Below are 21,816 nucleotides of genomic sequence, written 5' to 3'. Positions count from 1 at the left end.
TCACTGCCTTGTCTGGATATTTCCAGACGGGGTGGTGATTCTTTTTAGGGTAAGTGCATATAATTATCTGTATTTCTATCTAGATATTTGCTCTTACATATAACATTGGACACAGACATATGAAAAAATACCATCTACTCTTTAAAATCAGTGCAATCTTATCTTACTTATTTTTCGTATATGGACTCTCTCAGCTAACACTGGTGGTTCAAAATTACTGGCAATATTCTTCTCAGATTGGCAATTTTTTCTGGATTAAAAATCTTATCAGTCTTGTCTTTATTGGCCTCATGATTTGGATTTTAGCCAAGGCAGGACATGGCTACCTTTTTGTTATTCAAAAGAAAAAATGGCTATGGTATACAGTTTTGACGGTTTTCGTAACCGTACTTTGCATATCTTTTAATTTTCAAACGGCAAGACATGTACAGTCAACCTCTGAGGGCTGGGCTGTACTAATCGGCTATAGTGGGACAAATTTTGCCGAGTTGGGTCTCTACCTGACCTTATTTTTCCTAGGTCCTCTGATGGAAGAGTTGATTTATAGGGGTTTGTTCCAACACGCCTTCTTTAAAGATTCGAAGCTTGGACTTGACCTGATTCTTCCTTCGGTTTTATTTGCTCTTCCTCACTTTTCTAGCTTTCCAAATTTCTTAGATATTCTTGTTTTTTCGACATTTGGAGTATGTTGTGCTGGATTAACTCGTTATACCAAGAGTATCTATCCTAGCTATGCAATTCATGTGATTAATAATATTGTAGCAACCTTGCCATTTTTGTTAACTTTTCTTCACCGAATATTTAGTTGAAACAAGATCTGAAAATGGTCTTGTTTTCAATTTTCGGTCAAATAAATTGCATTCGCTTTCTTGGGAGAGTATACTGGTATAGTTGAATGAAAAATTCTGATAATTTAATCTTAGAAAAGAGAATCAATCTTATGTCAAAAGATATTCGAGTTTTACTTTACTATAAATATGTTCCCATCGAAAACGCGGAACAATTTGCTGCAGACCACTTAGCTTTCTGTAAGTCTATTGGCCTCAAGGGTCGTATCCTAGTGGCTGACGAAGGGATCAACGGAACCGTTTCTGGAGACTACGAAACAACGCAAAAATACATGGACTACGTTCACAGCCTTCCAGGTATGGAAGACCTCTGGTTCAAGATTGATGAAGAAAGTGAGCAAGCCTTCAAGAAGATGTTTGTTCGCTACAAAAAGGAAATCGTTCACCTTGGTTTAGAGGATGATAACTTTGATAACGACATCAATCCTCTTGAAACAACAGGTGCTTACTTGTCACCAAAAGAATTCAAAGAAGCCCTTCTAGACGAAGATACAGTTGTCCTTGACACACGTAACGATTACGAGTACGATCTTGGCCACTTCCGAGGAGCTATCCGTCCAGACATCCGCAACTTCCGTGAGTTGCCACAATGGGTCCGTGATAACAAGGAAAAGTTCATGGACAAGCGCGTCGTAGTTTACTGTACTGGTGGAGTCCGCTGTGAGAAATTCTCTGGTTGGATGGTTCGTGAAGGCTACAAAGATGTCGGTCAATTGCATGGAGGAATCGCCACTTACGGGAAAGATCCAGAAGTTCAAGGGGAACTTTGGGATGGGAAAATGTATGTCTTTGACGAACGTATTGCAGTCGATGTCAACCATGTCAATCCAACCATTGTAGGGAAAGACTGGTTTGATGGAACACCATGTGAACGCTATGTCAACTGTGGAAATCCTTTCTGTAACCGTCGTATCTTGGCATCAGAAGACAACGAAGATAAATATCTCCGTGGTTGCTCACACGAATGCCGTGTTCACCCACGTAATCGTTATGTTTTAGAACATGAATTGACACAAGACCAAGTCATCGAGCGTTTAGCAGCTATTGGTGAGAACTTGGATCATTCTGAAGTCGTATAATAGTATCAACAGTCCTTGATAAGGGGCTGTTTTTCTATGCTTTTGACTAAAAAATCTTAAATTTGTTTCTGCATCTTTCAGGAAAATGGTGTATACTATATGTAAACGATTTCAAAGGAGACCATTTATGGTGAAAACATTTTTTATTCCAAATAAACAAAGTATTTTAGGACAACAGGAGATTTTAACAGCTAAGTCAGTCTTGGCCTTGGTAGATGGCTTAGAGTCACATAGTTATGATGCAGTCTATCTCCGTCAACCCCTCAATCGCCTCGAGTATATCGAGTGTGGAATCGTAGGCAAGTCTCAGTTTCTCTTTAAAGTTCGTTATGTAGATTCTCAAAAAGGTTATCAAGTAATCATTCCTGACTTGATTACAAGAGCTGATTGGGAGATTGTCGAAGCTCTCTTACAAGCCTTGTCTAGCAAGGTTGGTGAAGCAGTTGAAGGCTTGGCAGACTTTGACTTGGAAAACTATTTCCAAGAAACTGTTAAAAACTATCTAGCTGATAAGGGTGCTCGTTTGGGCTTCTGCCAAGGAATTCTATCAACTATTTACTTTGATAAGAAGGATTTAGAAAGCTTCTTGGAAGAAGATGGAGTGGCACGTTTTGAAGCATTAGTCAAAAAGGTTCAAGAGTCAGATGCCTACCCTGCAAGTGCAAAATTCTACCCAGATAGTGAAGGTAAGATCCACGGCATCTATCACCTGGCTCAGGGGGTTAAGACAATTTTGCCGAAAGGTCCTGTTGTTCCTGTGCCTTATGTTGAGCAGTTGGCTGGCAAGGAACTTATCTGGGAGATTGACTTGGTAAAAATCTCTGGAGATGGTTCTAAGCCTGAAGACTACGAAGCAGTAGCTAGACTTGATTATCAAGCCTTTTTAGAAGCTCTTCCAAAGGAACTTTGTCAGGATTTGGACGCCAACCAAATAGAGGTAGGACCAGTTTCAGGAGAGGATTTTGAAGTCTTAGCAAATAGATAAATAAGGAATCTGTGATAAAAGTTTCTATAAAGTTAAAAAGCGGACAAGATTAGTTTTCTGATTATCAAAATTCTGTCTTGTTCGCTTTTGTGTTTCTAAAATTTTATAGTAATGATCCTCTAAAGCTAATATCTTTCTATCTCGCTGCCTTTATCTTACATAAAAGCTAGGATTCGTAGATATTCAAAAACTAGAGTCATTTCTGCTAGGAAGAAGAGAAATAGGATACCACCGTTAACTAGAAATGCCAAGAGAAGGCGATAGAAAGGATCAGTTTGGCTATCTTTACTTGGTCTTGAGATGGTATAGAGGTTGGCAAGAAGTACCAGACCAATGCTAATGAGGCAGAGAAGAGCCGCAAAGCGTAGACTATTAAAGAAGGCAAAGAAACTGGCAATACCTGTGAGCAGGAGAGGAAGGGCGAAGAGTCTGCTATACTCTTGCAAGGATTTTTCCAGTGTCCAGTCATTGTCTTGATTGACAAAACGTTTAACTACAAATCCACCCATAAGGATAGAAAAGAAGAATAAACTTGTCGCTACCAAGATGGAGAAGATAGAAAAGAGATTCAGTGAAGGAAACTGCTCGCTGACATGAGAGTTGATAGCCGCCATATGGCCGTAGTAGCTATGTTTGGCGTGGTAAACAGTAAAGAGAAAACTCGTAGCAGAAAAGATAGTTAGGAGGGCAAAGGCGGTGTAACTATTTTTTTTATCTGTATCAAAACGAGCTGTCGGCTCTTTCAGAGCACCTAGTAGCCAAGTCCAAAAATCAGCCAATTCTTCTTTGAAGATTGCAGTTTTTGTAGGGACAGGATCTGGGACAAATGGACTTTCCAAAGATTTGCTAGGCTGATGTGCTTTCTTAACTGTTTTTTCTGCTTGGTCTGTCTTTGTTGCCAGTTCTTCTTGTTCTTCAGTCTCTACAGGTTCTTCTGACTTGTCTGTCTTTGCAACGATTTCTTCGTGTTCGTCATTCTCTACTTTTTCTAGGTCAGCTTCTTGTTCTTCAGGATTGGCTTGAAGGCTTTCTTCAACCACTGGCAACTCTTCTTTTTCTTTTAACTCTTCTTGGGGAATGACTGGGTCAGATGGGTTATCTTTTTTCTCATTGTTGGCTGTTTTCTCGAAATCAGCACTTTCGAACCATTCTTGAGTCATGATGAGACCTCCTTTTTGATTAGTAACTTTTTATTCATGATGTCTATAAGAAGGCGAGCGAACATCCTCTTTTGGTAGATTGATGTCTTGACCAGCTTTTGCGACAAGTAAATCTTGTGTATCTTTTTTCTCTGATTTGTAAGGATTAGAGAACTCTTCATCTTCCATGTTTTCCTCGTTTGGATTATATCCTTCCCTACTACGATGATAGATGGAACCATGGTCAGAAGAAAGTTCTACATTAATTCTCTCAAGTTCTTTTTTAGCTAGTTTGATGACTATATCTTTTTCTGACTCTAGCTCTACCTTACCATGTACTTGAATATCCTCAGCAGAGATATGTTCATGGTCTGCTTGGATGCGGCTATCTGTTAGACTGGTTTCAAATACATTGACAATTCCAGTTGTGATCAGTTGGCTATTTTTAATCTCGCTATCAGTGATACGAAGAAGATAGCCATTTGACAGAATCTTGGCATTGCTGAGTTTTGCATTGGCAATTGAAAGGATACGATGGTTTACCTGGGCAGTTAGATTTTTTAAGTCTTTTCCTCTTGGTAATGAGAGAACAACTTCATCATTGCGGCTAGAAATTCCGCTTGCGATAAAGAGGATACCTTCGATACTAGAACCTATAGAGCGACGTGTAGTTGATTTGGTATCAGTTATTTCAAGACTTTTCTCTTTGATAGAGTGTTGAAGATTTTCTTTTTCAGAGATGGTCGGGTGATACTGAAGGTGAATCTTATCATCGTTTGACTCCGTAATGACGAGCGAATGTTCTTTCAGTGAGATGTTAAGGTTTTCGATATCTTGATCAAAAACGAGTTCTTCCATTCGACTTTCAAATACTGGATTTTGAGACATTGCAAGGAGGCTTCTGACACCATCTGTTTGGATCCCGATGATCATCATGGAAAAACCAATGATACTGGTAACAACACCAAAGATAAGAAATCCTTTTGTCCATTTACGCATGTCTTTCACCTCTCTTTCCTCTATTAAGAATCCATTGGATAAGTCGAAGGACTAGTAATCCAAAGAAACGTGCTACATAGGAAGTTGCTAGCAAGACCAGGGATGAAGCTCCGATTGCCAGTAAACCTCCACCAAAAATCAGAATAAAAGCAGATATAGATTCAGCTAGAATGTAGAAGCTTTCAAATAGGAGAACGCCTCCTAGGATTAGTCCAGCTACTGATACAGCAAAGAAGGCTATAAGTACGCTGACAGCGGCGATAAAAATGCCGATGATAGACATGAGAAGAGCAATTCCGACCGGAATTCCGATAGGAGCTGCAAGAAGGGCTAGTAGAGCGATGCGTAAAATATGGCGGTCGTTCTTGCTGGAATTTTCTTCGTTGATTTTCTTATCAAGAAGTGTAGTCAGGACATCATGGGCAGCTTCTTTTGGACTACCGAGGCTAGCTATGAGTTCCTCCTCACCTTCTGGACCCGCATCATCAAAGAGTTCTTTGAAGTAATCCATGGCTTCAATGCGATCAGATTGAGGAAGCTTCATCAGATAGGCTTCAAGCTGATTCAAATATTCAGTTCTTGTCATGGCGAATGCTCCCTTCTATGATGCCATTGATGGTGTCAGTGTAGAGTGTCCACTCTTCTCTGAGTACAAATAGTTGCTCCTCCCCAATCTCTGTCAAGGAGTAGTACTTCCGCATCCGACCTTGGTATTCGCGAGAGTATGTAGTCAGATAGCGGTTGGTATCCAGTTTTTTCAAGATGGGGTAGAGGGTAGATTCCTTGATTTTGGCAATGAGTTTAATGGTTTGGCTAATCTCATAACCATAGGAATCCCCTTGTTCTAGAATGGCCAAGATGAGAAATTCAATCAAAGCCGCTGATGTTGGAAAATACATGGGGGACCTCCTTTTTTAGTATGTAAAAATTTTATATATAATTATTCTACACATACATCATACATCTATTTGTAAGCCCTGTCAAGTAATATGTGTAAAATTTTTCAAAGAAAAATAGCATAAAAATCTAGTTATCCGCATAAAAACTGGACTTATCACACTTTATCAAGGTCAAAACCACTCAATTTACTACTAATTTACTACTTATGAATGAGCTTTGATACGACGATTTATCCTTGAAAAGTGAAGATATAAAGATACTTCCAATAAAATTTGAATATTTAATAGGTAGACACTTCAAAAAATGAGGTGTCTATTTTTTTACCCGATTTTGAAAGGAAGTGAACTTATGAAAACAAAAAATCAAGAATCAAAAGGTCGTTCCCCACTCTTTAAGACCATCAAACATTCATTCAGCCAATAAAAAAGAAAGGATAGGTAAAAATATGGAACTTAAATTTGTGATTCCCAACATGGAAAAAACATTCGGCAATTTAGAATTTGCTGGCGAGGATAAAGTCGTTCAGCGAAGAATCAACGGACGGCTAACTGTCTTATCAAGAAGCTATAATCTCTATTCTGATGTTCAAAGAGCAGATGATATTGTGGTGGTGCTTCCTGCTGAAGCTGGCGAAAAACATTTCGGCTTTGAGGAACGTGTGAAGTTAGTCAATCCACGTATTACCGCAGAGGGCTACAAAATCGGCACTCGTGGTTTTACAAATTACCTTTTACATGCTGACGACATGATAAAAGAATAAAGAAAGAGAGGAAAAATGATGAGATTAGCAAATGGCATTGTATTAGATAAAGACACGACTTTTGGAGAATTGAAATTCTCTGCTCTACGTCGTGAAGTGAGAATCCAAAATGAAGACGGGTCGGTTTCAGATGAAATCAAGGAACGTACCTATGACTTAAAATCCAAAGGACAAGGACGCATGATTCAAGTAAGTATTCCTGCCAGCGTGCCTTTGAAAGAGTTTGATTATAACGCACGGGTGGAACTTATCAATCCCATTGCGGACACCGTTGCTACTGCCACCTATCAAGGAGCAGATGTTGACTGGTATATCAAGGCAGACGATATTGTGCTGACAAAGTATTCTAGTTCATTCAAAGCTCAACCACAAGCAAAGAAAGAACCGACACAAGACAAATAGTCGCTAGGTAGAAAGGAGACTTTTTCGCATGAAACAGCGTGGTAAAAGGATTCGCCCATCTGGTAAAGATTTAGTCTTTCATTTTACGATAGCGTCACTCCTGCCTGTTTTCCTGCTGGTTGTCGGACTGTTTCATGTGAAGACAATCCAGCAGATCAACTGGCAGGATTTTAACCTATCACAAGCAGATAAGATTGACATTCCCTATTTAATTATCAGTTTCAGTGTCGCAATTCTTATCTGCTTGCTGGTAGCGTTTGTATTCAAACGGGTTCGCTATGATACGGTTAAACAACTTTACCACCGTCAAAAACTGGCAAAGATGATACTTGAAAACAAGTGGTATGAATCTGAACAGGTCAAAACAGAGGGTTTCTTTAAAGATAGTGCTGGTCGTACAAAGGAAAAGATAACCTACTTCCCTAAAATGTATTATCGACTTAAAAATGGCTTGATACAGATACGGGTGGAAATCACGCTGGGAAAATATCAAGACCAACTCTTACACTTGGAAAAGAAATTAGAGAGTGGCTTGTACTGTGAGCTGACGGATAAAGAGTTAAAGGATTCCTATGTGGAATATACTTTGCTCTATGACACCATAGCCAGTCGTATTTCTATTGATGAAGTAGAAGCTAAAGATGGTAAACTTCGCTTAATGAAAAACGTATGGTGGGAATATGATAAGCTCCCTCATATGTTGATTGCTGGTGGTACAGGTGGCGGTAAAACTTACTTTATACTGACACTGATTGAAGCCTTGCTTCATACAGATTCAAAACTGTATATTCTTGACCCGAAAAATGCTGACCTTGCGGACTTAGGTTCTGTGATGGCAAATGTCTACTATAGAAAAGAAGACTTGCTTTCTTGCATTGAAACATTCTATGAAGAAATGATGAAACGTAGTGAGGAAATGAAGCAGATGAAGAACTATAAGACTGGCAAAAATTATGCTTACTTAGGTCTCCCGGCACACTTCTTAATCTTTGATGAATACGTCGCTTTCATGGAAATGCTGGGAACAAAAGAAAACACCGCAGTTATGAATAAGCTGAAACAGATTGTCATGTTAGGTCGTCAAGCTGGCTTCTTTCTAATACTGGCTTGTCAACGTCCAGACGCAAAATATTTAGGCGACGGAATCCGTGATCAGTTTAATTTCAGAGTGGCTTTAGGTCGTATGTCTGAAATGGGCTATGGCATGATGTTTGGCAGTGACGTACAAAAGGATTTCTTCTTAAAGCGAATCAAAGGTCGTGGCTATGTTGATGTAGGAACAAGTGTCATATCAGAGTTTTATACTCCCCTTGTACCAAAAGGATATGATTTCTTGGAGGAAATTAAAAAGTTATCCAACAGCAGACAGTCCACGCAGGCGACGTGCGAAGCGGAAGTCGCAGGTGTGGACTGATCTTGCTGGCTGGTGTGGCAATAGCCACGCCAGCACTTAACCCCCCGTATCTAACAGGGGGGTACAAATCGACAGGAAACAGTCAAAAAAACATTAGAAAATCCTTTGGTTACAAGGGATTTACAAAATTTCAGCGTATGTAAAATGGGCTTTAAAAGTTGACATACGCCTTTTTGATTGGAGGGATTTTTACTGAATGAACAAACTTGGTTACAGCAGTTAAAAGAAAAACGCTTGGCTTATGGACTATCTCAAAATCGTTTAGCGGTTGCGACTGGTATTACAAGGCAGTATCTAAGCGATATTGAAACAGGAAAAGTCAAGCCATCAGAGGATTTACAGCAATCTCTTTTTGAAGCTCTGGAACGCTTCAATCCCGACGCTCCCCTTGAAATGCTCTTTGATTATGTAAGGATTCGCTTTCCCACAACGGACGTACAGCATGTGGTCGAAAACATCTTACAACTGAAACTGTCCTATTTTCTTCATGAGGACTATGGTTTCTATTCTTATTCAGAGCATTATGCTTTAGGCGATATATTCGTTCTCTGCTCCCACGAACTGGACAAAGGAGTTCTGGTGGAATTGAAAGGTCGTGGGTGTCGGCAATTTGAAAGCTATCTTCTGGCTCAACAAAGAAGCTGGTATGAGTTCTTTATGGACGCTTTGGTGGCTGGCGGTGTGATGAAACGCCTTGACCTTGCCATTAACGATAAGACAGGGATTTTGAATATCCCTGTACTCACTGAAAAATGCAGACAGGAAGAATGTATATCCGTCTTCCGCAGTTTCAAAAGCTATCGCAGTGGCGAACTGGTACGCAAAGATGAAAAGGAATGTATGGGAAATACCCTCTATATCGGTTCATTACAGAGTGAAGTTTATTTCTGTATCTATGAAAAGGACTATGAACAGTACAAGAAAAATGATATTCCCATTGAAGACGCAGAAGTAAAAAACCGTTTTGAGATTCGGCTGAAAAATGAGCGTGCCTATTATGCAGTCCGTGATTTACTCGTCTATGACAATCCAGAAAAGACTGCTTTTAAAATTATCAATCGGTATATCCGTTTTGTAGATAAAGACGATTCCAAACCTCGTTCTGATTGGAAGCTGAATGAAGAATGGGCTTGGTTTATTGGGAACAACCGTGAACGATTAAAACTAACCACAAAACCAGAGCCTTACTCTTTCCAGCGGACGCTGAACTGGCTTTCCCATCAAGTCGCACCCACTTTAAAGGTTGCGATTAAACTTGATGAAATCAACCAGACGCAGGTTGTGAAAGACATTCTCGACCATGCGAAACTGACAGACCGGCATGAGCAGATTTTGAAGCAACAGTCGGCAAAAGATAAGGACGTGATAACGACAAAGAAATAACCTAAACACAAATTCATTGAATATAGAGAGGAGAACATTTTTATGAATTTTGGACAAAACCTTTATAACTGGTTTCTATCAAACGCTCAATCACTGGTACTTTTAGCAATCGTTGTGATTGGCTTGTATCTTGGCTTCAAGCGTGAGTTCAGTAAACTCATTGGCTTTCTCATTATTGCGATTATTGCGGTAGGCTTAGTCTTCAACGCTGCTGGAGTAAAAGACATTTTACTAGAGCTATTCAATCGCATTATTGGTGCTTAAATTAAACCGTTATTTTGTGGAATATAAGTGGTTTTCTTATGTTCCGCAAAAGAATGGTACACCAAACGAAGTGCGGTAGGGATTTTTGAATCTCTATAAAGAAAGGACGTGTGAATACATGGACGATATGCAAGTCTACATTGCCAATTTAGGCAAATACAATGAGGGCGAATTAGTTGGTGCATGGTTTACCTTTCCCATTGATTTTGAGGAAGTCAAAGAGAAAATCGGCTTGAATGATGAATATGAGGAATACGCCATTCATGACTACGAGTTACCCTTTACGGTTGACGAATACACTTCCATTGGCGAACTCAATCGACTATGGGAAATGGTATCGGAATTACCCGAAGAATTACAATCGGAGCTATCTGCTCTGCTCACTCATTTTTCAAGCATTGAAGAACTAAGCGAACATCAAGAGGATATTATCATTCATTCCGATTGTGATGATATGTATGACGTGGCACGCTACTACATTGAAGAAACGGGTGCTTTAGGCGAAGTACCAGCTAGTCTTCAAAACTATATTGATTATCAAGCCTATGGTCGGGATTTAGACCTTTCAGGAACGTTTATCTCAACCAATCATGGGATTTTTGAAATCGTCTATTAAATCTGTCGGTACATTACTACTGGCAGATTTTCTATTTTACGGGGTGGCTCAATCAGCTACCCCTATTTTTTATGAAAGGATTGATTACATGAAGAAAATACGAAGCTATACCAGTATCTGGTCTGTGGAAAAGGTACTGTATTCTATCAATGATTTTAGACTTCCGTTTCCCATAACCTTTACGCAAATGACATGGTTTGTCGTGTCACTCTTTGCAGTGATGATACTTGGCAACTTGCCCCCTCTTTCCATGATAGAGGGAGCATTTCTCAAATACTTTGGGATTCCTGTGGCTTTCACATGGTTTATGTCTACAAAAACTTTTGATGGTAAAAAGCCTTATGGATTTTTGAAGTCTGTCATTGCTTATGCACTGCGACCAAAGCTGACCTATGCAGGAAAAAAAGTAACGCTTGGCAGAAACCAGCCACAAGAAGCCATTACAGCAGTTAGGAGTGAATTTTATGGCATATCCAATTAAATACATTGAAAACAATCTCGTCTGGAATAAAGACGGGGAATGTTATGCTTATTATGAGCTTGTTCCTTACAATTACTCATTTCTAAGTCCAGAACAGAAAATACAAGTGCATGATTCTTTCAGACAGCTTATCGCACAAAATCGTGATGGCAAAATTCATGCTTTACAAATCAGTACAGAATCCAGCATACGTTCTGCACAAGAGCGTTCCAAAAATGAAGTCACTGGCAAGCTCAAAGCGGTTGCCTATGACAAAATCGACCAACAGACAGACGCTTTAATATCCATGATTGGCGAAAATCAAGTGGACTACCGTTTCTTTATCGGTTTTAAGTTGCTTCTCAACGATCAGGAGTTTTCTATGAAAAGTCTTACCGTTGAAGCAAAAAATGCTTTTACTGATTTTGTCTATGATGTGAACCATAAGCTGATGGGCGATTTTGTTAGTATGAGTAATGATGAAATCCTGCGTTTTCAGAAGATGGAAAAGCTTTTAGAAAATAAAATCTCCCGTCGTTTCAAAATCCGAAGATTAGATAAGGACGACTTCGGCTATCTGATTGAACACCTTTACGGACAGACAGGCACTGCCTATGAAGAGTATGAGTATCCTCTATCAAAGAAAAAGCTGGAACATGAAACACTGATTAAAACCTATGACCTCATTAAGCCTACTCGCTGTCTGGTGGAAGAAAAACAGCGATATTTGAAAATCCAGCAGGAAGACGAAACCGCCTATGTAGCTTACTTTACCATCAACAGTATTGTCGGCGAACTGGACTTCCCGTCCTCTGAAATCTTCTACTACCAGCAACAGCAATTTACCTTTCCGATTGATACGTCAATGAATGTGGAAATTGTAGCGAATCGTAAAGCCCTATCTACTGTCCGCAATAAAAAGAAAGAACTGAAAGACTTGGATAACCACGCATGGCAAAGTGATAATGAAACCAGCTCTAATGTGGCGGAAGCTCTGGAAAGTGTGAACGAGCTGGAAACCAATTTAGACCAAAGCAAGGAATCTATGTATAAGCTGTCCTATGTTGTAAGGGTATCAGCAAATGATCTTGACGAACTCAAACGTCGTTGTAATGAAGTGAAAGATTTTTATGACGATTTAAGCGTAAAACTGGTACGACCATTTGGGGATATGCTCGGCTTACATGAAGAATTTTTACCTGCCAGCAAGCGTTATATGAATGACTATATTCAGTATGTAACCTCTGATTTCTTAGCTGGACTTGGTTTCGGTGCTACTCAAATGCTTGGCGAAAATGAGGGTATTTATGTTGGCTATAGCTTAGATACAGGACGCAATGTCTACCTCAAACCTGCTCTTGCCAGTCAAGGGGTTAAGGGTTCAGTAACCAATGCATTAGCGTCTGCCTTTGTAGGTTCGCTAGGCGGTGGAAAATCCTTTGCGAATAACCTTATCGTCTATTATGCAGTGCTTTATGGGGCACAAGCAGTGATTGTTGACCCGAAAGCGGAACGTGGCAGATGGAAAGAAACCTTGCCAGAAATCGCTCACGAAATTAATATTGTCAATCTGACTTCTGATGAGAAAAATAAAGGCTTACTTGACCCTTACGTGATTATGAAAAATCCCAAAGATTCTGAATCACTGGCAATCGACATTTTGACGTTCCTTACGGGGATTTCATCACGAGATTCTGACCGTTTCCCTGTTCTACGAAAAGCCATTCGTGCTGTAACTAATAGTGAAGTGCGAGGTCTTCTGAAAGTGATTGAGGAATTACGGGTTGAGGGAACTCAAATAAGCACCAGCATAGCCGACCATATCGAAAGTTTTACAGACTATGACTTTGCACATCTGCTCTTTAGTGATGGATATGTGGAGCAGTCTATCAGTCTTGAAAAACAACTGAACATCATACAGGTTGCCGACTTGGTACTTCCCGATAAAGAAACCTCCTTTGAGGAATATACCACAATGGAGTTACTATCGGTGGCAATGCTGATTGTCATTAGTACCTTTGCGTTAGACTTTATCCATACAGACAGAAGCATTTTTAAAATTGTTGACTTAGACGAAGCGTGGAGCTTCTTACAGGTGGCACAAGGTAAAACACTGTCTATGAAACTGGTTCGTGCTGGACGTGCTATGAACGCTGGGGTATATTTCGTGACCCAGAATACAGATGACCTTTTAGATGAAAAGCTGAAAAATAATCTTGGTTTGAAATTTGCGTTCCGCTCTACTGACCTTAACGAGATTAAAAAGACCCTTGCCTTTTTCGGCGTTGACCCAGAGGACGAAAATAATCAGAAGCGATTGCGTGATTTGGAAAATGGACAGTGCCTTATCAGTGATTTATATGGTCGTGTCGGTGTGATACAGTTCCACCCTGTATTTGAAGAACTGCTCCATGCCTTTGATACCAGACCGCCTGTGCGAAAAGAGGTGTAAATGTGAAACCATCAATAGTAAACAGAATAAAATCAAACTGGACGCTGAAACGTCTAGGTAAAGTGGCAATGACAGTGGCTTTCACACTTGTGATTGCCATTTTTCTTTTAGCCATGCTGGGAACGGTGGTTCAAGCTGCGGGCTTGGTAGATGATACGGTCAATGTGGCAAATGAATACAGCCGATACCCACTTGAAAACTATCAACTGGATTTTTATGTGGATAATAGCTGGGGCTGGCTTCCGTGGAACTGGTCGGACGGGATTGGAAAACAGGTCATGTATGGACTATATGCCATTACCAATTTTATTTGGACAATCAGTTTGTATGTTTCCAATGCGACAGGTTACTTAGTACAGGAAGCCTATTCCTTAGACTTCATTTCCGCTACAGCAGATTCCATTGGTAAGAATATGCAGACCTTAGCTGGTGTGAGTGCAAACGGATTTTCAACAGAGGGTTTCTATGTTGGATTCCTCTTACTCTTGATTTTGGTTCTTGGGGTTTATGTTGCCTATACGGGACTGATAAAGAGAGAAACCACAAAGGCAATTCATGCCATTATGAATTTTGTGCTGGTGTTTATCCTATCGGCTTCCTTTATTGCCTACGCTCCCGACTACATTAAAAAAATCAATGACTTTTCATCAGACATCAGTAATGCCAGTTTATCACTTGGCACGAAGATTGTCATGCCCCATTCCGATAGTCAAGGCAAGGACAGCGTGGACTTAATCAGAGATAGCCTGTTTTCCATACAGGTTCAGCAACCGTGGCTACTGCTTCAATACAACAGTTCAGACATTGAAAGTATCGGTATTGACCGTGTGGAAAGCCTGCTCTCCACCAGCCCAGATTCCAACAATGGCGAAGACAGAGAAAAAATTGTTGCGGAAGAAATTGAAGACAGAAGCAATACCAATCTAACCATTACAAAGACCATTAACCGTTTAGGTACAGTCTTCTTCCTATTTGTCTTCAATATTGGGATTTCCATATTTGTATTCCTATTAACAGGAATCATGATTTTCTCGCAGGTACTTTTTATCATCTATGCTATGTTTCTGCCTGTGAGCTTTATTTTAAGCATGATTCCATCATTTGATGGTATGTCAAAACGAGCCATAACAAAGCTCTTTAATACCATTTTGACACGAGCTGGAATCACATTGATTATTACGACAGCATTTAGTATTTCAACCATGCTCTATACCTTATCGGCTGGTTATCCGTTCTTTTTGATTGCTTTTCTACAGATTGTGACCTTTGCAGGAATCTACTTCAAGCTGGGCGATTTAATGAGTATGTTTTCTCTACAGAGTAACGATTCTCAAAGTGTGGGAAGTCGTGTGATGAGAAAACCTCGTATGCTTATGCACGCTCACATGCACCGTCTACAGCGGAAACTTGGACGTTCCATGACTACTCTAGGGGCTGGGTCTGCCATTGTTACAGGTAAAAAAGGACAGTCGGGTTCGGGGAGTTCTGCAAGGACACAAGCAGATCACTCCCGACCAGACGGAAAGGAAAAATCAACACTTGGAAAACGTATCGGTCAAACCATCGGTACAGTAGCTGATACCAAAGACAGAATGGTAGACACTGCTAGTGGTTTGAAAGAACAGGTTAAAGATTTGCCGACCAATGCAAGATATGCAGTATATCAAGGAAAATCCAAAGTAAAAGAGAATGTCCGTGATTTAACCAGTAGTATTTCTCAAACCAAAGCGGACAGAGCCAGTGGACGCAAGGAACAGCAGGAACAAAGGCGAAAAACCATTGCGAAGCGTCGCTCTGAAATGGAACAGGTCAAACAGAAAAAACAGCCTGCTTCTTCTGTTCATGAAAGACCGACTACAAGACAAGAACAATATCATGATGAACAGACCTCAAAACAGTCTAATATTCAGACTTCATATAAGGAATCTCAACAAGCCAAACAAGAGCGTCCAGCAGTTAAGTCCGATTTTTCAAGTCCAAAAGTGGAACGCCAAGGCAATACCGTTCAAGAAAAAACCGTTCAAAAGCCAGCAACTTCAACCACTACAGCAGATAGAACTTCACAACGTCCAATCACAAAAGAACGTCCGTCTACTGTTCAAAGAGTACCACTACAAAATACAAGAAGTAGACCACCAATCAAAACCGCCACCATTAAGAAAGTCGGTAAGAAACCATGAAGTTGAAAACTTTAGTGATTGGTGGTTCTGGATTATTCTTGATGGTCTTCTCACTGCTTCTGTTTGTTGCCATTTTATTTTCAGATGAACAGGACAGCGGAATTTCCAATATTCATTATGGAGGTGTGAATGTTTCCGCAGAAGTGCTGGCTCATAAGCCTATGGTAGAAAAATATGCCAAAGAATATGGCGTTGAAGAATATGTCAACATACTTCTTGCGATTATACAGGTGGAATCGGGCGGTACTGCGGAAGATGTTATGCAGTCCTCGGAATCCCTCGGTCTTCCACCTAATTCATTGAGTACAGAAGAATCCATTAAGCAAGGTGTGAAGTATTTCAGTGAATTATTAGCCAGTAGCGAAAGGCTCAGTGTAGATTTAGAATCGGTTATCCAGTCCTACAATTATGGTGGTGGTTTCTTAGGGTATGTGGCTAATCGTGGAAATAAATATACCTTTGAACTGGCTCAAAGTTTCTCAAAAGAGTATTCAGGTGGCGACAAAGTGTCTTACCCCAATCCCATAGCCATACCTATCAATGGGGGCTGGCGATACAACTATGGCAATATGTTTTATGTGCAACTGGTAACGCAGTATCTTGTCACAACAGAGTTTGATGATGATACGGTACAAGCCATCATGGACGAAGCACTGAAATATGAGGGCTGGCGATACGTTTACGGTGGAGCTTCCCCGACTACTTCTTTTGATTGTAGCGGACTGACACAATGGACGTATGGAAAAGCTGGAATTAACTTACCACGAACCGCACAACAGCAATATGATGTGACCCAGCATATCCCACTATCGGAAGCACAAGCTGGCGATTTGGTTTTCTTTCATTCTACCTATAACGCTGGCTCTTATATTACTCATGTTGGGATATACCTTGGCAATAACCGTATGTTTCATGCAGGCGACCCAATCGGTTATGCCGACTTAACAAGCCCCTACTGGCAACAGCATTTAGTGGGAGCAGGACGAATCAAACAATGAGAAAGGAAGATTTAATGATGAAATTTAGAAAAAATCAGAATAAAGAAAAACAGATACCAAAGGAAAAGAAACCTCGTGTCTACTATAAGGTCAATCCTCATAAAAAGGTTGTGATTGCCTTGTGGGTACTTTTAGGGCTTAGTTTCAGCTTTGCGATATTCAAGCACTTTACAGCTATAGATACTCATACTATTCACGAAACAACTATCATAGAAAAGGAATACGTTGATACTCATCATGTAGAAAATTTTGTAGAGAACTTTGCGAAAGTCTACTATTCATGGGAGCAATCCGATAAGTCCATTGATAATCGAATGGAAAGTCTAAAAGGCTATCTGACAGATGAACTTCAAGCTCTCAATGTTGATACAGTACGCAAAGATATTCCTGTATCGTCTTCTGTAAGAGGATTTCAGATATGGACGGTAGAGCCAACTGGCGACAATGAGTTTAATGTAACCTACAGTGTAGACCAGCTCATTACAGAGGGAGAAAATACAAAGACCGTCCACTCTGCTTATATAGTGAGTGTCTATGTAGATGGTTCTGGAAATATGGTACTGGTTAAGAATCCGACCATTACCAACATACCTAAGAAATCAAGTTATAAACCAAAAGCCATTGAAAGTGAGGGGACGGTTGATTCCATTACAACCAATGAAATCAATGAGTTTTTAACGACGTTCTTCAAGCTCTATCCTACAGCGACAGCCAGTGAACTTTCCTACTATGTGAATGACGGGATATTAAAACCAATCGGAAAAGAGTACATCTTTCAAGAACTGGTAAATCCTATTCACAATCGTAAGGATAATCAAGTCACGGTATCGCTGACAGTGGAGTATATCGACCAGCAGACCAAAGCAACGCAGGTATCTCAATTTGATTTGGTACTTGAAAAGAACGGGAGTAATTGGAAGATTATAGAATAACAAATATTGGTACATTATTACAGCTATTTTGTAATCACGTACTCTCTTTGATAAAAAATTGGAGATTCCTTTACAAATATGCTCTTATGTGCTATTATTTAAGTATCTATTTAAAAGGAGTTAATAAATATGCGGCAAGGTATTCTTAAATAAACTGTCAATTTGATAGTGGGAACAAATAATTGGATGTCCTTTTTTAGGAGGGCTTAGTTTTTTGTACCCAGTTTAAGAATACCTTTATCATGTGATTCTAAAGTATCCGGAGAATATCTGTATGCTTTGTATGCCTATGGTTATGCATAAAAATCCCAGTGATAAGAGTATTTATCACTGGGATTTTTATGCCCTTTTGGGCTTTTGAATGGAGGAAAATCACATGAAAATTATTAATATTGGAGTTTTAGCTCATGTTGATGCGGGAAAAACTACCTTAACAGAAAGCTTATTATATAACAGTGGAGCGATTACAGAATTAGGAAGCGTGGACAAAGGTACAACGAGGACGGATAATACGCTTTTAGAACGTCAGAGAGGAATTACAATTCAGACAGGAATAACCTCTTTTCAGTGGGAAAATACGAAGGTGAACATCATAGACACGCCAGGACATATGGATTTCTTAGCAGAAGTATATCGTTCATTATCAGTTTTAGATGGGGCAATTCTACTGATTTCTGCAAAAGATGGCGTACAAGCACAAACTCGTATATTATTTCATGCACTTAGGAAAATGGGGATTCCCACAATCTTTTTTATCAATAAGATTGACCAAAATGGAATTGATTTATCAACGGTTTATCAGGATATTAAAGAGAAACTTTCTGCCGAAATTGTAATCAAACAGAAGGTAGAACTGTATCCTAATATGTGTGTGACGAACTTTACCGAATCTGAACAATGGGATACGGTAATAGAGGGAAACGATGACCTTTTAGAGAAATATATGTCCGGTAAATCATTAGAAGCATTGGAACTCGAACAAGAGGAAAGCATAAGATTTCAGAATTGTTCTCTGTTCCCTCTTTATCATGGAAGTGCAAAAAGTAATATAGGGATTGATAACCTTATAGAAGTTATTACTAATAAATTTTATTCATCAACACATCGAGGTCCGTCTGAACTTTGCGGAAATGTTTTCAAAATTGAGTATTCGGAAAAAAGACAGCGTCTTGCATATATACGTCTTTATAGTGGCGTACTGCATTTGCGAGATTCGGTTAGAATATCGGAAAAGGAAAAAATAAAAATTACAGAAATGTATACTTCAATAAATGGTGAATTATGTAAAATCGATAAGGCTTATTCCGGGGAAATTGTTATTTTGCAGAATGAGTTTTTGAAGTTAAATAGTGTTCTTGGAGATACAAAGCTATTGCCACAGAGAGAGAGAATTGAAAATCCCCTCCCTCTGCTGCAAACGACTGTTGAACCGAGCAAACCTCAACAAAGGGAAATGTTACTTGATGCACTTTTAGAAATCTCCGACAGTGACCCGCTTCTGCGATATTATGTGGATTCTGCGACACATGAAATCATACTTTCTTTCTTAGGGAAAGTACAAATGGAAGTGACTTGTGCTCTGCTGCAAGAAAAGTATCATGTGGAGATAGAAATAAAAGAGCCTACAGTCATTTATATGGAAAGACCGTTAAAAAAAGCAGAGTATACCATTCACATCGAAGTTCCACCGAATCCTTTCTGGGCTTCCATTGGTCTATCTGTAGCACAGCTTCCATTAGGGAGCGGAGTACAGTATGAGAGCTCGGTTTCTCTTGGATACTTAAATCAATCGTTTCAAAATGCAGTTATGGAGGGGATACGCTATGGCTGTGAACAAGGATTGTATGGTTGGAATGTGACGGACTGTAAAATCTGTTTTAAGTATGGCTTATACTATAGCCCTGTTAGTACCCCAGCAGATTTTCGGATGCTTGCTCCTATTGTATTGGAACAAGTCTTAAAAAAAGCTGGAACAGAATTGTTAGAGCCATATCTTAGTTTTAAAATTTATGCGCCACAGGAATATCTTTCACGAGCATACAACGATGCTCCTAAATATTGTGCGAACATCGTAGACACTCAATTGAAAAATAATGAGGTCATTCTTAGTGGAGAAATCCCTGCTCGGTGTATTCAAGAATATCGTAGTGATTTAACTTTCTTTACAAATGGACGTAGTGTTTGTTTAACAGAGTTAAAAGGGTACCATGTTACTACCGGTGAACCTGTTTGCCAGCCCCGTCGTCCAAATAGTCGGATAGATAAAGTACGATATATGTTCAATAAAATAACTTAGTGTATTTTATGTTGTTATATAAATATGGTTTCTTGTTAAATAAGATGAAATATTTTTTAATAAAGATTTGAATTAAAGTGTAAAGGAGGAGATAGTTATTATAAACTACAAGTGGATATTGTGTGCTGAGAGCTTTCTTCTATACTAATAGACGAAAGGGTGTGAAAATGATTTTTAAATGATACTGTGGAACGGAACAGTAGCCCTAGTATTGACTACTGTCGTTTCTATTCATATTGGCTATTCTAGGACTGAGATGAAAAAATCTATAAATGCTCAGAATAAAATTGAACCCGCAAATCTCCCCAAAACAATGGTGAGTCATGTACTTGTATTATTCCGAAAAAATACACCTCTGGTGCAGTGAGACAAATTGGTGTATCTTATAGTGGCTTCGTAGATGAAAGCTATACTCTACTATCACTCTTTGATGATGTAGAACAAATTGAAAAAGATAATAGACTTCAGACAGCTATTGATGTTGTCAGAGAACAGTTTGGTTTTTTAGCCATACAAAAAGGAACCGTCCTAACTGAAGGTTCCAGAAATATTGAACGCAGTAAACTTATCGGTGGTCATTCCGCGGGTGGATTGGAGGGATTAAAATGAAACAAGAAAAAAATACAGTACAATTTTCAGAAATCCGTAGCAAAGGATGTAATGATATTGAAATGCTTGAAAGATTTTTACATGGAATCGTTGAAACAGCAACTTCAAAACTTCGTCAGAGAAAACTCAAAACAACTGAAATATCGATACGACTAGTACATGCTAAATCTGAAAACCGATTACCATTGGAATTTACATTTAGCATTAAGCCAACAAGCTCATCTGTGATAATCTATACTGAGGTAATCAATCGCTTTAAAGAATGTTACACAGGTGGGGGAATTCAAGGTTTTACGATTCAATTTGATAAAAATACCCTTGCCTCTGCATAGAAAGGATTTGATATGATTGACCGTTCATATTTACCATTTCAATCAGCAAGAGAGTACCAGGATACAAAGATGCAAAAATGGATGGGCTTTTTCCTATCTGAACATGCATCAGCACTCTCTGATGATACAAACAAAGTAACGTACATGTCTGACTTATCACTAGAGAAGAAATTATTACTCCTCAGTCAAGTATACGCCGGGCAGCTACGCACACGCATTCAAGTGATTGAAAAAAACAAGCGTGTTTCCTACACTGGAACAATACCAAGTCTGACCAAAGATTTCATTTTGATAAAAACTACAACAGGTCACATCAATTTGAAATTAAAAGACATTATTAGTATTGAACTTGTCGAGGAGGTGCTCTATGAATCAGCTTGAGTTTCAGCGTAATCACCTACAAATGGACTATTATAGCGAGAGCTACCAAGATTTTGAACGTGACTTCTACCGCTACTCTAACATGAATATTCCATTGACCTTCCTAACTGATGATATCCTAAAAACAATGGCGACTTCACGTAAGAATTACTTTGTCCTCAATAAGGAAAAGTCCAGAGATAACCGCGATCACTTCTTCATATTTGAAGTAAGTACCGTAGATGAGAATCCGCTAATCTATCATTATACATATAAGAAAACTACAATATATTTAGCAGAAAAATAGGAGCAGTTCAATTGACTGTTCCTATTTTTAATATTCATAAAATCTAAAGTCTTTATACTCTTTAACAATGGAGTCGCCAACCAGAACAGACTATACTGACC

General features: G+C 39.3%; 24 protein-coding genes and 1 pseudogene. 21 read left to right on the top strand and 4 right to left on the bottom strand.

Annotated elements, in window-relative coordinates:
• Positions 1–119 precede the first annotated feature (119 nt).
• From HMPREF2805_RS00955 to HMPREF2805_RS00945, 3 genes are all read left to right on the top strand, one after another.
• Positions 120–809, top strand: coding sequence for a CPBP family intramembrane glutamic endopeptidase (locus HMPREF2805_RS00955; protein WP_075231017.1), 690 nt, complete (start codon positions 120–122; stop codon positions 807–809).
• A gap of 131 nt (positions 810–940) precedes the next feature.
• Positions 941–1,927, top strand: coding sequence for an oxygen-dependent tRNA uridine(34) hydroxylase TrhO (locus HMPREF2805_RS00950; RefSeq protein WP_004251023.1), 987 nt, complete (start codon positions 941–943; stop codon positions 1,925–1,927).
• Between the two features lie 127 nt (positions 1,928–2,054).
• Positions 2,055–2,912, top strand: coding sequence for a DUF4299 family protein (locus HMPREF2805_RS00945; RefSeq protein ID WP_075231016.1), 858 nt, complete (start codon positions 2,055–2,057; stop codon positions 2,910–2,912).
• Between the two features lie 155 nt (positions 2,913–3,067).
• On the opposite strand, the gene HMPREF2805_RS00940 is transcribed toward HMPREF2805_RS00945, so the two are convergent.
• The 4 genes from HMPREF2805_RS00940 to HMPREF2805_RS00925 are packed head-to-tail and all read right to left on the bottom strand — an operon-like array spanning position 3,068 to position 5,949.
• Entirely contained in the window at positions 3,068–4,072 is a 1,005-nt protein-coding gene (locus HMPREF2805_RS00940; RefSeq protein WP_075228970.1) for a DUF6574 domain-containing protein, read from the bottom strand.
• A 30-nt stretch (positions 4,073–4,102) separates the two neighbouring features.
• The gene (locus HMPREF2805_RS00935; protein WP_075228971.1) at positions 4,103–5,050 is read right to left on the bottom strand and encodes a DUF4097 family beta strand repeat-containing protein; all 948 of its coding nucleotides are present in this window, start codon (positions 5,048–5,050) and stop codon (positions 4,103–4,105) included.
• Complete coding sequence (locus HMPREF2805_RS00930; protein ID WP_075231015.1) at positions 5,043–5,636, bottom strand: DUF1700 domain-containing protein; 594 nt, start codon at positions 5,634–5,636, stop codon at positions 5,043–5,045. Before HMPREF2805_RS00930 ends, HMPREF2805_RS00935 begins: the two co-directional genes overlap by 8 nt.
• Complete coding sequence (locus HMPREF2805_RS00925; RefSeq protein WP_006149048.1) at positions 5,623–5,949, bottom strand: PadR family transcriptional regulator; 327 nt, start codon at positions 5,947–5,949, stop codon at positions 5,623–5,625. Before HMPREF2805_RS00925 ends, HMPREF2805_RS00930 begins: the two co-directional genes overlap by 14 nt.
• A gap of 446 nt (positions 5,950–6,395) precedes the next feature.
• On the opposite strand from HMPREF2805_RS00925, the gene HMPREF2805_RS00920 reads away from it, so the two are divergent.
• The 18 genes and pseudogenes from HMPREF2805_RS00920 to HMPREF2805_RS00840 all read left to right on the top strand — a co-directional run bounded on the left by HMPREF2805_RS00920 (position 6,396) and on the right by HMPREF2805_RS00840 (position 21,715).
• The gene (locus tag HMPREF2805_RS00920; protein WP_000420682.1) at positions 6,396–6,710 is read left to right on the top strand and encodes a YdcP family protein; all 315 of its coding nucleotides are present in this window, start codon (positions 6,396–6,398) and stop codon (positions 6,708–6,710) included.
• 15 nt (positions 6,711–6,725) lie between these two features.
• A complete protein-coding gene (locus HMPREF2805_RS00915; RefSeq protein WP_075231014.1) occupies positions 6,726–7,112 on the top strand; it encodes a YdcP family protein in 387 nt (128 codons plus the stop codon).
• A 28-nt stretch (positions 7,113–7,140) separates the two neighbouring features.
• Positions 7,141–8,526, top strand: a complete 1,386-nt coding sequence (locus HMPREF2805_RS00910; protein WP_000813488.1) for an FtsK/SpoIIIE domain-containing protein — start codon at positions 7,141–7,143, stop codon at positions 8,524–8,526.
• Positions 8,527–8,528: 2 nt separating this feature from the next.
• The gene (locus HMPREF2805_RS10440) at positions 8,529–8,669 is read left to right on the top strand and encodes a conjugal transfer protein (protein ID WP_074186995.1); all 141 of its coding nucleotides are present in this window, start codon (positions 8,529–8,531) and stop codon (positions 8,667–8,669) included.
• A 34-nt stretch (positions 8,670–8,703) separates the two neighbouring features.
• Positions 8,704–9,909 carry a MobT family relaxase gene (gene mobT / locus HMPREF2805_RS00905; protein ID WP_015646596.1) on the top strand — a complete coding sequence of 402 codons (1,206 nt, stop codon included), beginning with the start codon at positions 8,704–8,706 and terminating at the stop codon, positions 9,907–9,909.
• A 42-nt stretch (positions 9,910–9,951) separates the two neighbouring features.
• A complete protein-coding gene (locus tag HMPREF2805_RS00900) occupies positions 9,952–10,173 on the top strand; it encodes a hypothetical protein (RefSeq protein ID WP_001009056.1) in 222 nt (73 codons plus the stop codon).
• Positions 10,174–10,291: 118 nt separating this feature from the next.
• Positions 10,292–10,789 carry an antirestriction protein ArdA gene (locus tag HMPREF2805_RS00895; RefSeq protein ID WP_000342539.1) on the top strand — a complete coding sequence of 166 codons (498 nt, stop codon included), beginning with the start codon at positions 10,292–10,294 and terminating at the stop codon, positions 10,787–10,789.
• A gap of 88 nt (positions 10,790–10,877) precedes the next feature.
• Positions 10,878–11,270 (top strand): conjugal transfer protein, encoded by a 393-nt coding sequence (locus HMPREF2805_RS00890; RefSeq protein ID WP_000723888.1) that lies wholly within the window; start codon positions 10,878–10,880, stop codon positions 11,268–11,270.
• On the top strand, positions 11,254–13,701 hold the full coding sequence (locus tag HMPREF2805_RS00885; RefSeq protein ID WP_075231013.1) for a conjugal transfer ATPase TcpF: 2,448 nt from the start codon (positions 11,254–11,256) through the stop codon (positions 13,699–13,701). The genes HMPREF2805_RS00890 and HMPREF2805_RS00885 overlap by 17 nt, the downstream gene beginning before the upstream one ends.
• Positions 13,702–13,703: 2 nt before the next feature.
• Complete coding sequence (locus HMPREF2805_RS00880) at positions 13,704–15,881, top strand: CD3337/EF1877 family mobilome membrane protein (RefSeq protein ID WP_000804748.1); 2,178 nt, start codon at positions 13,704–13,706, stop codon at positions 15,879–15,881.
• Positions 15,878–16,879: a bifunctional lytic transglycosylase/C40 family peptidase gene (locus HMPREF2805_RS00875; protein ID WP_075231012.1), complete on the top strand. Its 1,002-nt coding sequence runs from the start codon at positions 15,878–15,880 to the stop codon at positions 16,877–16,879. Before HMPREF2805_RS00880 ends, HMPREF2805_RS00875 begins: the two co-directional genes overlap by 4 nt.
• Positions 16,876–17,811: a conjugal transfer protein gene (locus tag HMPREF2805_RS00870; RefSeq protein WP_001224320.1), complete on the top strand. Its 936-nt coding sequence runs from the start codon at positions 16,876–16,878 to the stop codon at positions 17,809–17,811. The genes HMPREF2805_RS00875 and HMPREF2805_RS00870 overlap by 4 nt, the downstream gene beginning before the upstream one ends.
• A gap of 313 nt (positions 17,812–18,124) precedes the next feature.
• Positions 18,125–18,172, top strand: a pseudogene (locus HMPREF2805_RS11645) (hypothetical protein); the annotation flags it as partial.
• Positions 18,173–18,187: 15 nt separating this feature from the next.
• Entirely contained in the window at positions 18,188–20,107 is a 1,920-nt protein-coding gene (gene tet(M), locus HMPREF2805_RS00865) for a tetracycline resistance ribosomal protection protein Tet(M) (protein WP_000691734.1), read from the top strand.
• A gap of 363 nt (positions 20,108–20,470) precedes the next feature.
• Positions 20,471–20,716, top strand: coding sequence for a hypothetical protein (locus HMPREF2805_RS00855; RefSeq protein ID WP_001813542.1), 246 nt, complete (start codon positions 20,471–20,473; stop codon positions 20,714–20,716).
• Positions 20,713–21,048 carry a DinB/UmuC family translesion DNA polymerase gene (locus tag HMPREF2805_RS00850; protein WP_000806926.1) on the top strand — a complete coding sequence of 112 codons (336 nt, stop codon included), beginning with the start codon at positions 20,713–20,715 and terminating at the stop codon, positions 21,046–21,048. The genes HMPREF2805_RS00855 and HMPREF2805_RS00850 overlap by 4 nt, the downstream gene beginning before the upstream one ends.
• A 12-nt stretch (positions 21,049–21,060) precedes the next feature.
• Positions 21,061–21,429: a hypothetical protein gene (locus HMPREF2805_RS00845; protein WP_000567222.1), complete on the top strand. Its 369-nt coding sequence runs from the start codon at positions 21,061–21,063 to the stop codon at positions 21,427–21,429.
• A complete protein-coding gene (locus HMPREF2805_RS00840) occupies positions 21,416–21,715 on the top strand; it encodes a DUF5960 family protein (RefSeq protein WP_001072467.1) in 300 nt (99 codons plus the stop codon). The genes HMPREF2805_RS00845 and HMPREF2805_RS00840 overlap by 14 nt, the downstream gene beginning before the upstream one ends.
• Positions 21,716–21,816 lie beyond the last annotated feature (101 nt).

The sequence above is a fragment of the Streptococcus sp. HMSC034E03 genome, from assembly GCF_001811505.1.
In the GTDB taxonomy this organism is placed as follows: Bacteria; Bacillota; Bacilli; order Lactobacillales; family Streptococcaceae; genus Streptococcus.
The sequence above is the reverse complement of the archived record's forward strand: the minus strand, read 5'-3'. Positions and strand labels throughout refer to the sequence as shown.

Coding starts and splice junctions, on each gene's coding strand:
- HMPREF2805_RS00955 (WP_075231017.1), top strand. CDS start 120: ATGAAAAAATACCATCTACTCTTTAAAATCAGTGCAATCTTATCTTAC.
- HMPREF2805_RS00950 (WP_004251023.1), top strand. CDS start 941: ATGTCAAAAGATATTCGAGTTTTACTTTACTATAAATATGTTCCCATC.
- HMPREF2805_RS00945 (WP_075231016.1), top strand. CDS start 2,055: ATGGTGAAAACATTTTTTATTCCAAATAAACAAAGTATTTTAGGACAA.
- HMPREF2805_RS00940 (WP_075228970.1), bottom strand. CDS start 4,072: ATGACTCAAGAATGGTTCGAAAGTGCTGATTTCGAGAAAACAGCCAAC.
- HMPREF2805_RS00935 (WP_075228971.1), bottom strand. CDS start 5,050: ATGCGTAAATGGACAAAAGGATTTCTTATCTTTGGTGTTGTTACCAGT.
- HMPREF2805_RS00930 (WP_075231015.1), bottom strand. CDS start 5,636: ATGACAAGAACTGAATATTTGAATCAGCTTGAAGCCTATCTGATGAAG.
- HMPREF2805_RS00925 (WP_006149048.1), bottom strand. CDS start 5,949: ATGTATTTTCCAACATCAGCGGCTTTGATTGAATTTCTCATCTTGGCC.
- HMPREF2805_RS00920 (WP_000420682.1), top strand. CDS start 6,396: ATGGAACTTAAATTTGTGATTCCCAACATGGAAAAAACATTCGGCAAT.
- HMPREF2805_RS00915 (WP_075231014.1), top strand. CDS start 6,726: ATGATGAGATTAGCAAATGGCATTGTATTAGATAAAGACACGACTTTT.
- HMPREF2805_RS00910 (WP_000813488.1), top strand. CDS start 7,141: ATGAAACAGCGTGGTAAAAGGATTCGCCCATCTGGTAAAGATTTAGTC.
- HMPREF2805_RS00900 (WP_001009056.1), top strand. CDS start 9,952: ATGAATTTTGGACAAAACCTTTATAACTGGTTTCTATCAAACGCTCAA.
- HMPREF2805_RS00895 (WP_000342539.1), top strand. CDS start 10,292: ATGGACGATATGCAAGTCTACATTGCCAATTTAGGCAAATACAATGAG.
- HMPREF2805_RS00890 (WP_000723888.1), top strand. CDS start 10,878: ATGAAGAAAATACGAAGCTATACCAGTATCTGGTCTGTGGAAAAGGTA.
- HMPREF2805_RS00885 (WP_075231013.1), top strand. CDS start 11,254: ATGGCATATCCAATTAAATACATTGAAAACAATCTCGTCTGGAATAAA.
- HMPREF2805_RS00875 (WP_075231012.1), top strand. CDS start 15,878: ATGAAGTTGAAAACTTTAGTGATTGGTGGTTCTGGATTATTCTTGATG.
- HMPREF2805_RS00870 (WP_001224320.1), top strand. CDS start 16,876: ATGAGAAAGGAAGATTTAATGATGAAATTTAGAAAAAATCAGAATAAA.
- HMPREF2805_RS00850 (WP_000806926.1), top strand. CDS start 20,713: ATGAAACAAGAAAAAAATACAGTACAATTTTCAGAAATCCGTAGCAAA.
- HMPREF2805_RS00845 (WP_000567222.1), top strand. CDS start 21,061: ATGATTGACCGTTCATATTTACCATTTCAATCAGCAAGAGAGTACCAG.
- HMPREF2805_RS00840 (WP_001072467.1), top strand. CDS start 21,416: ATGAATCAGCTTGAGTTTCAGCGTAATCACCTACAAATGGACTATTAT.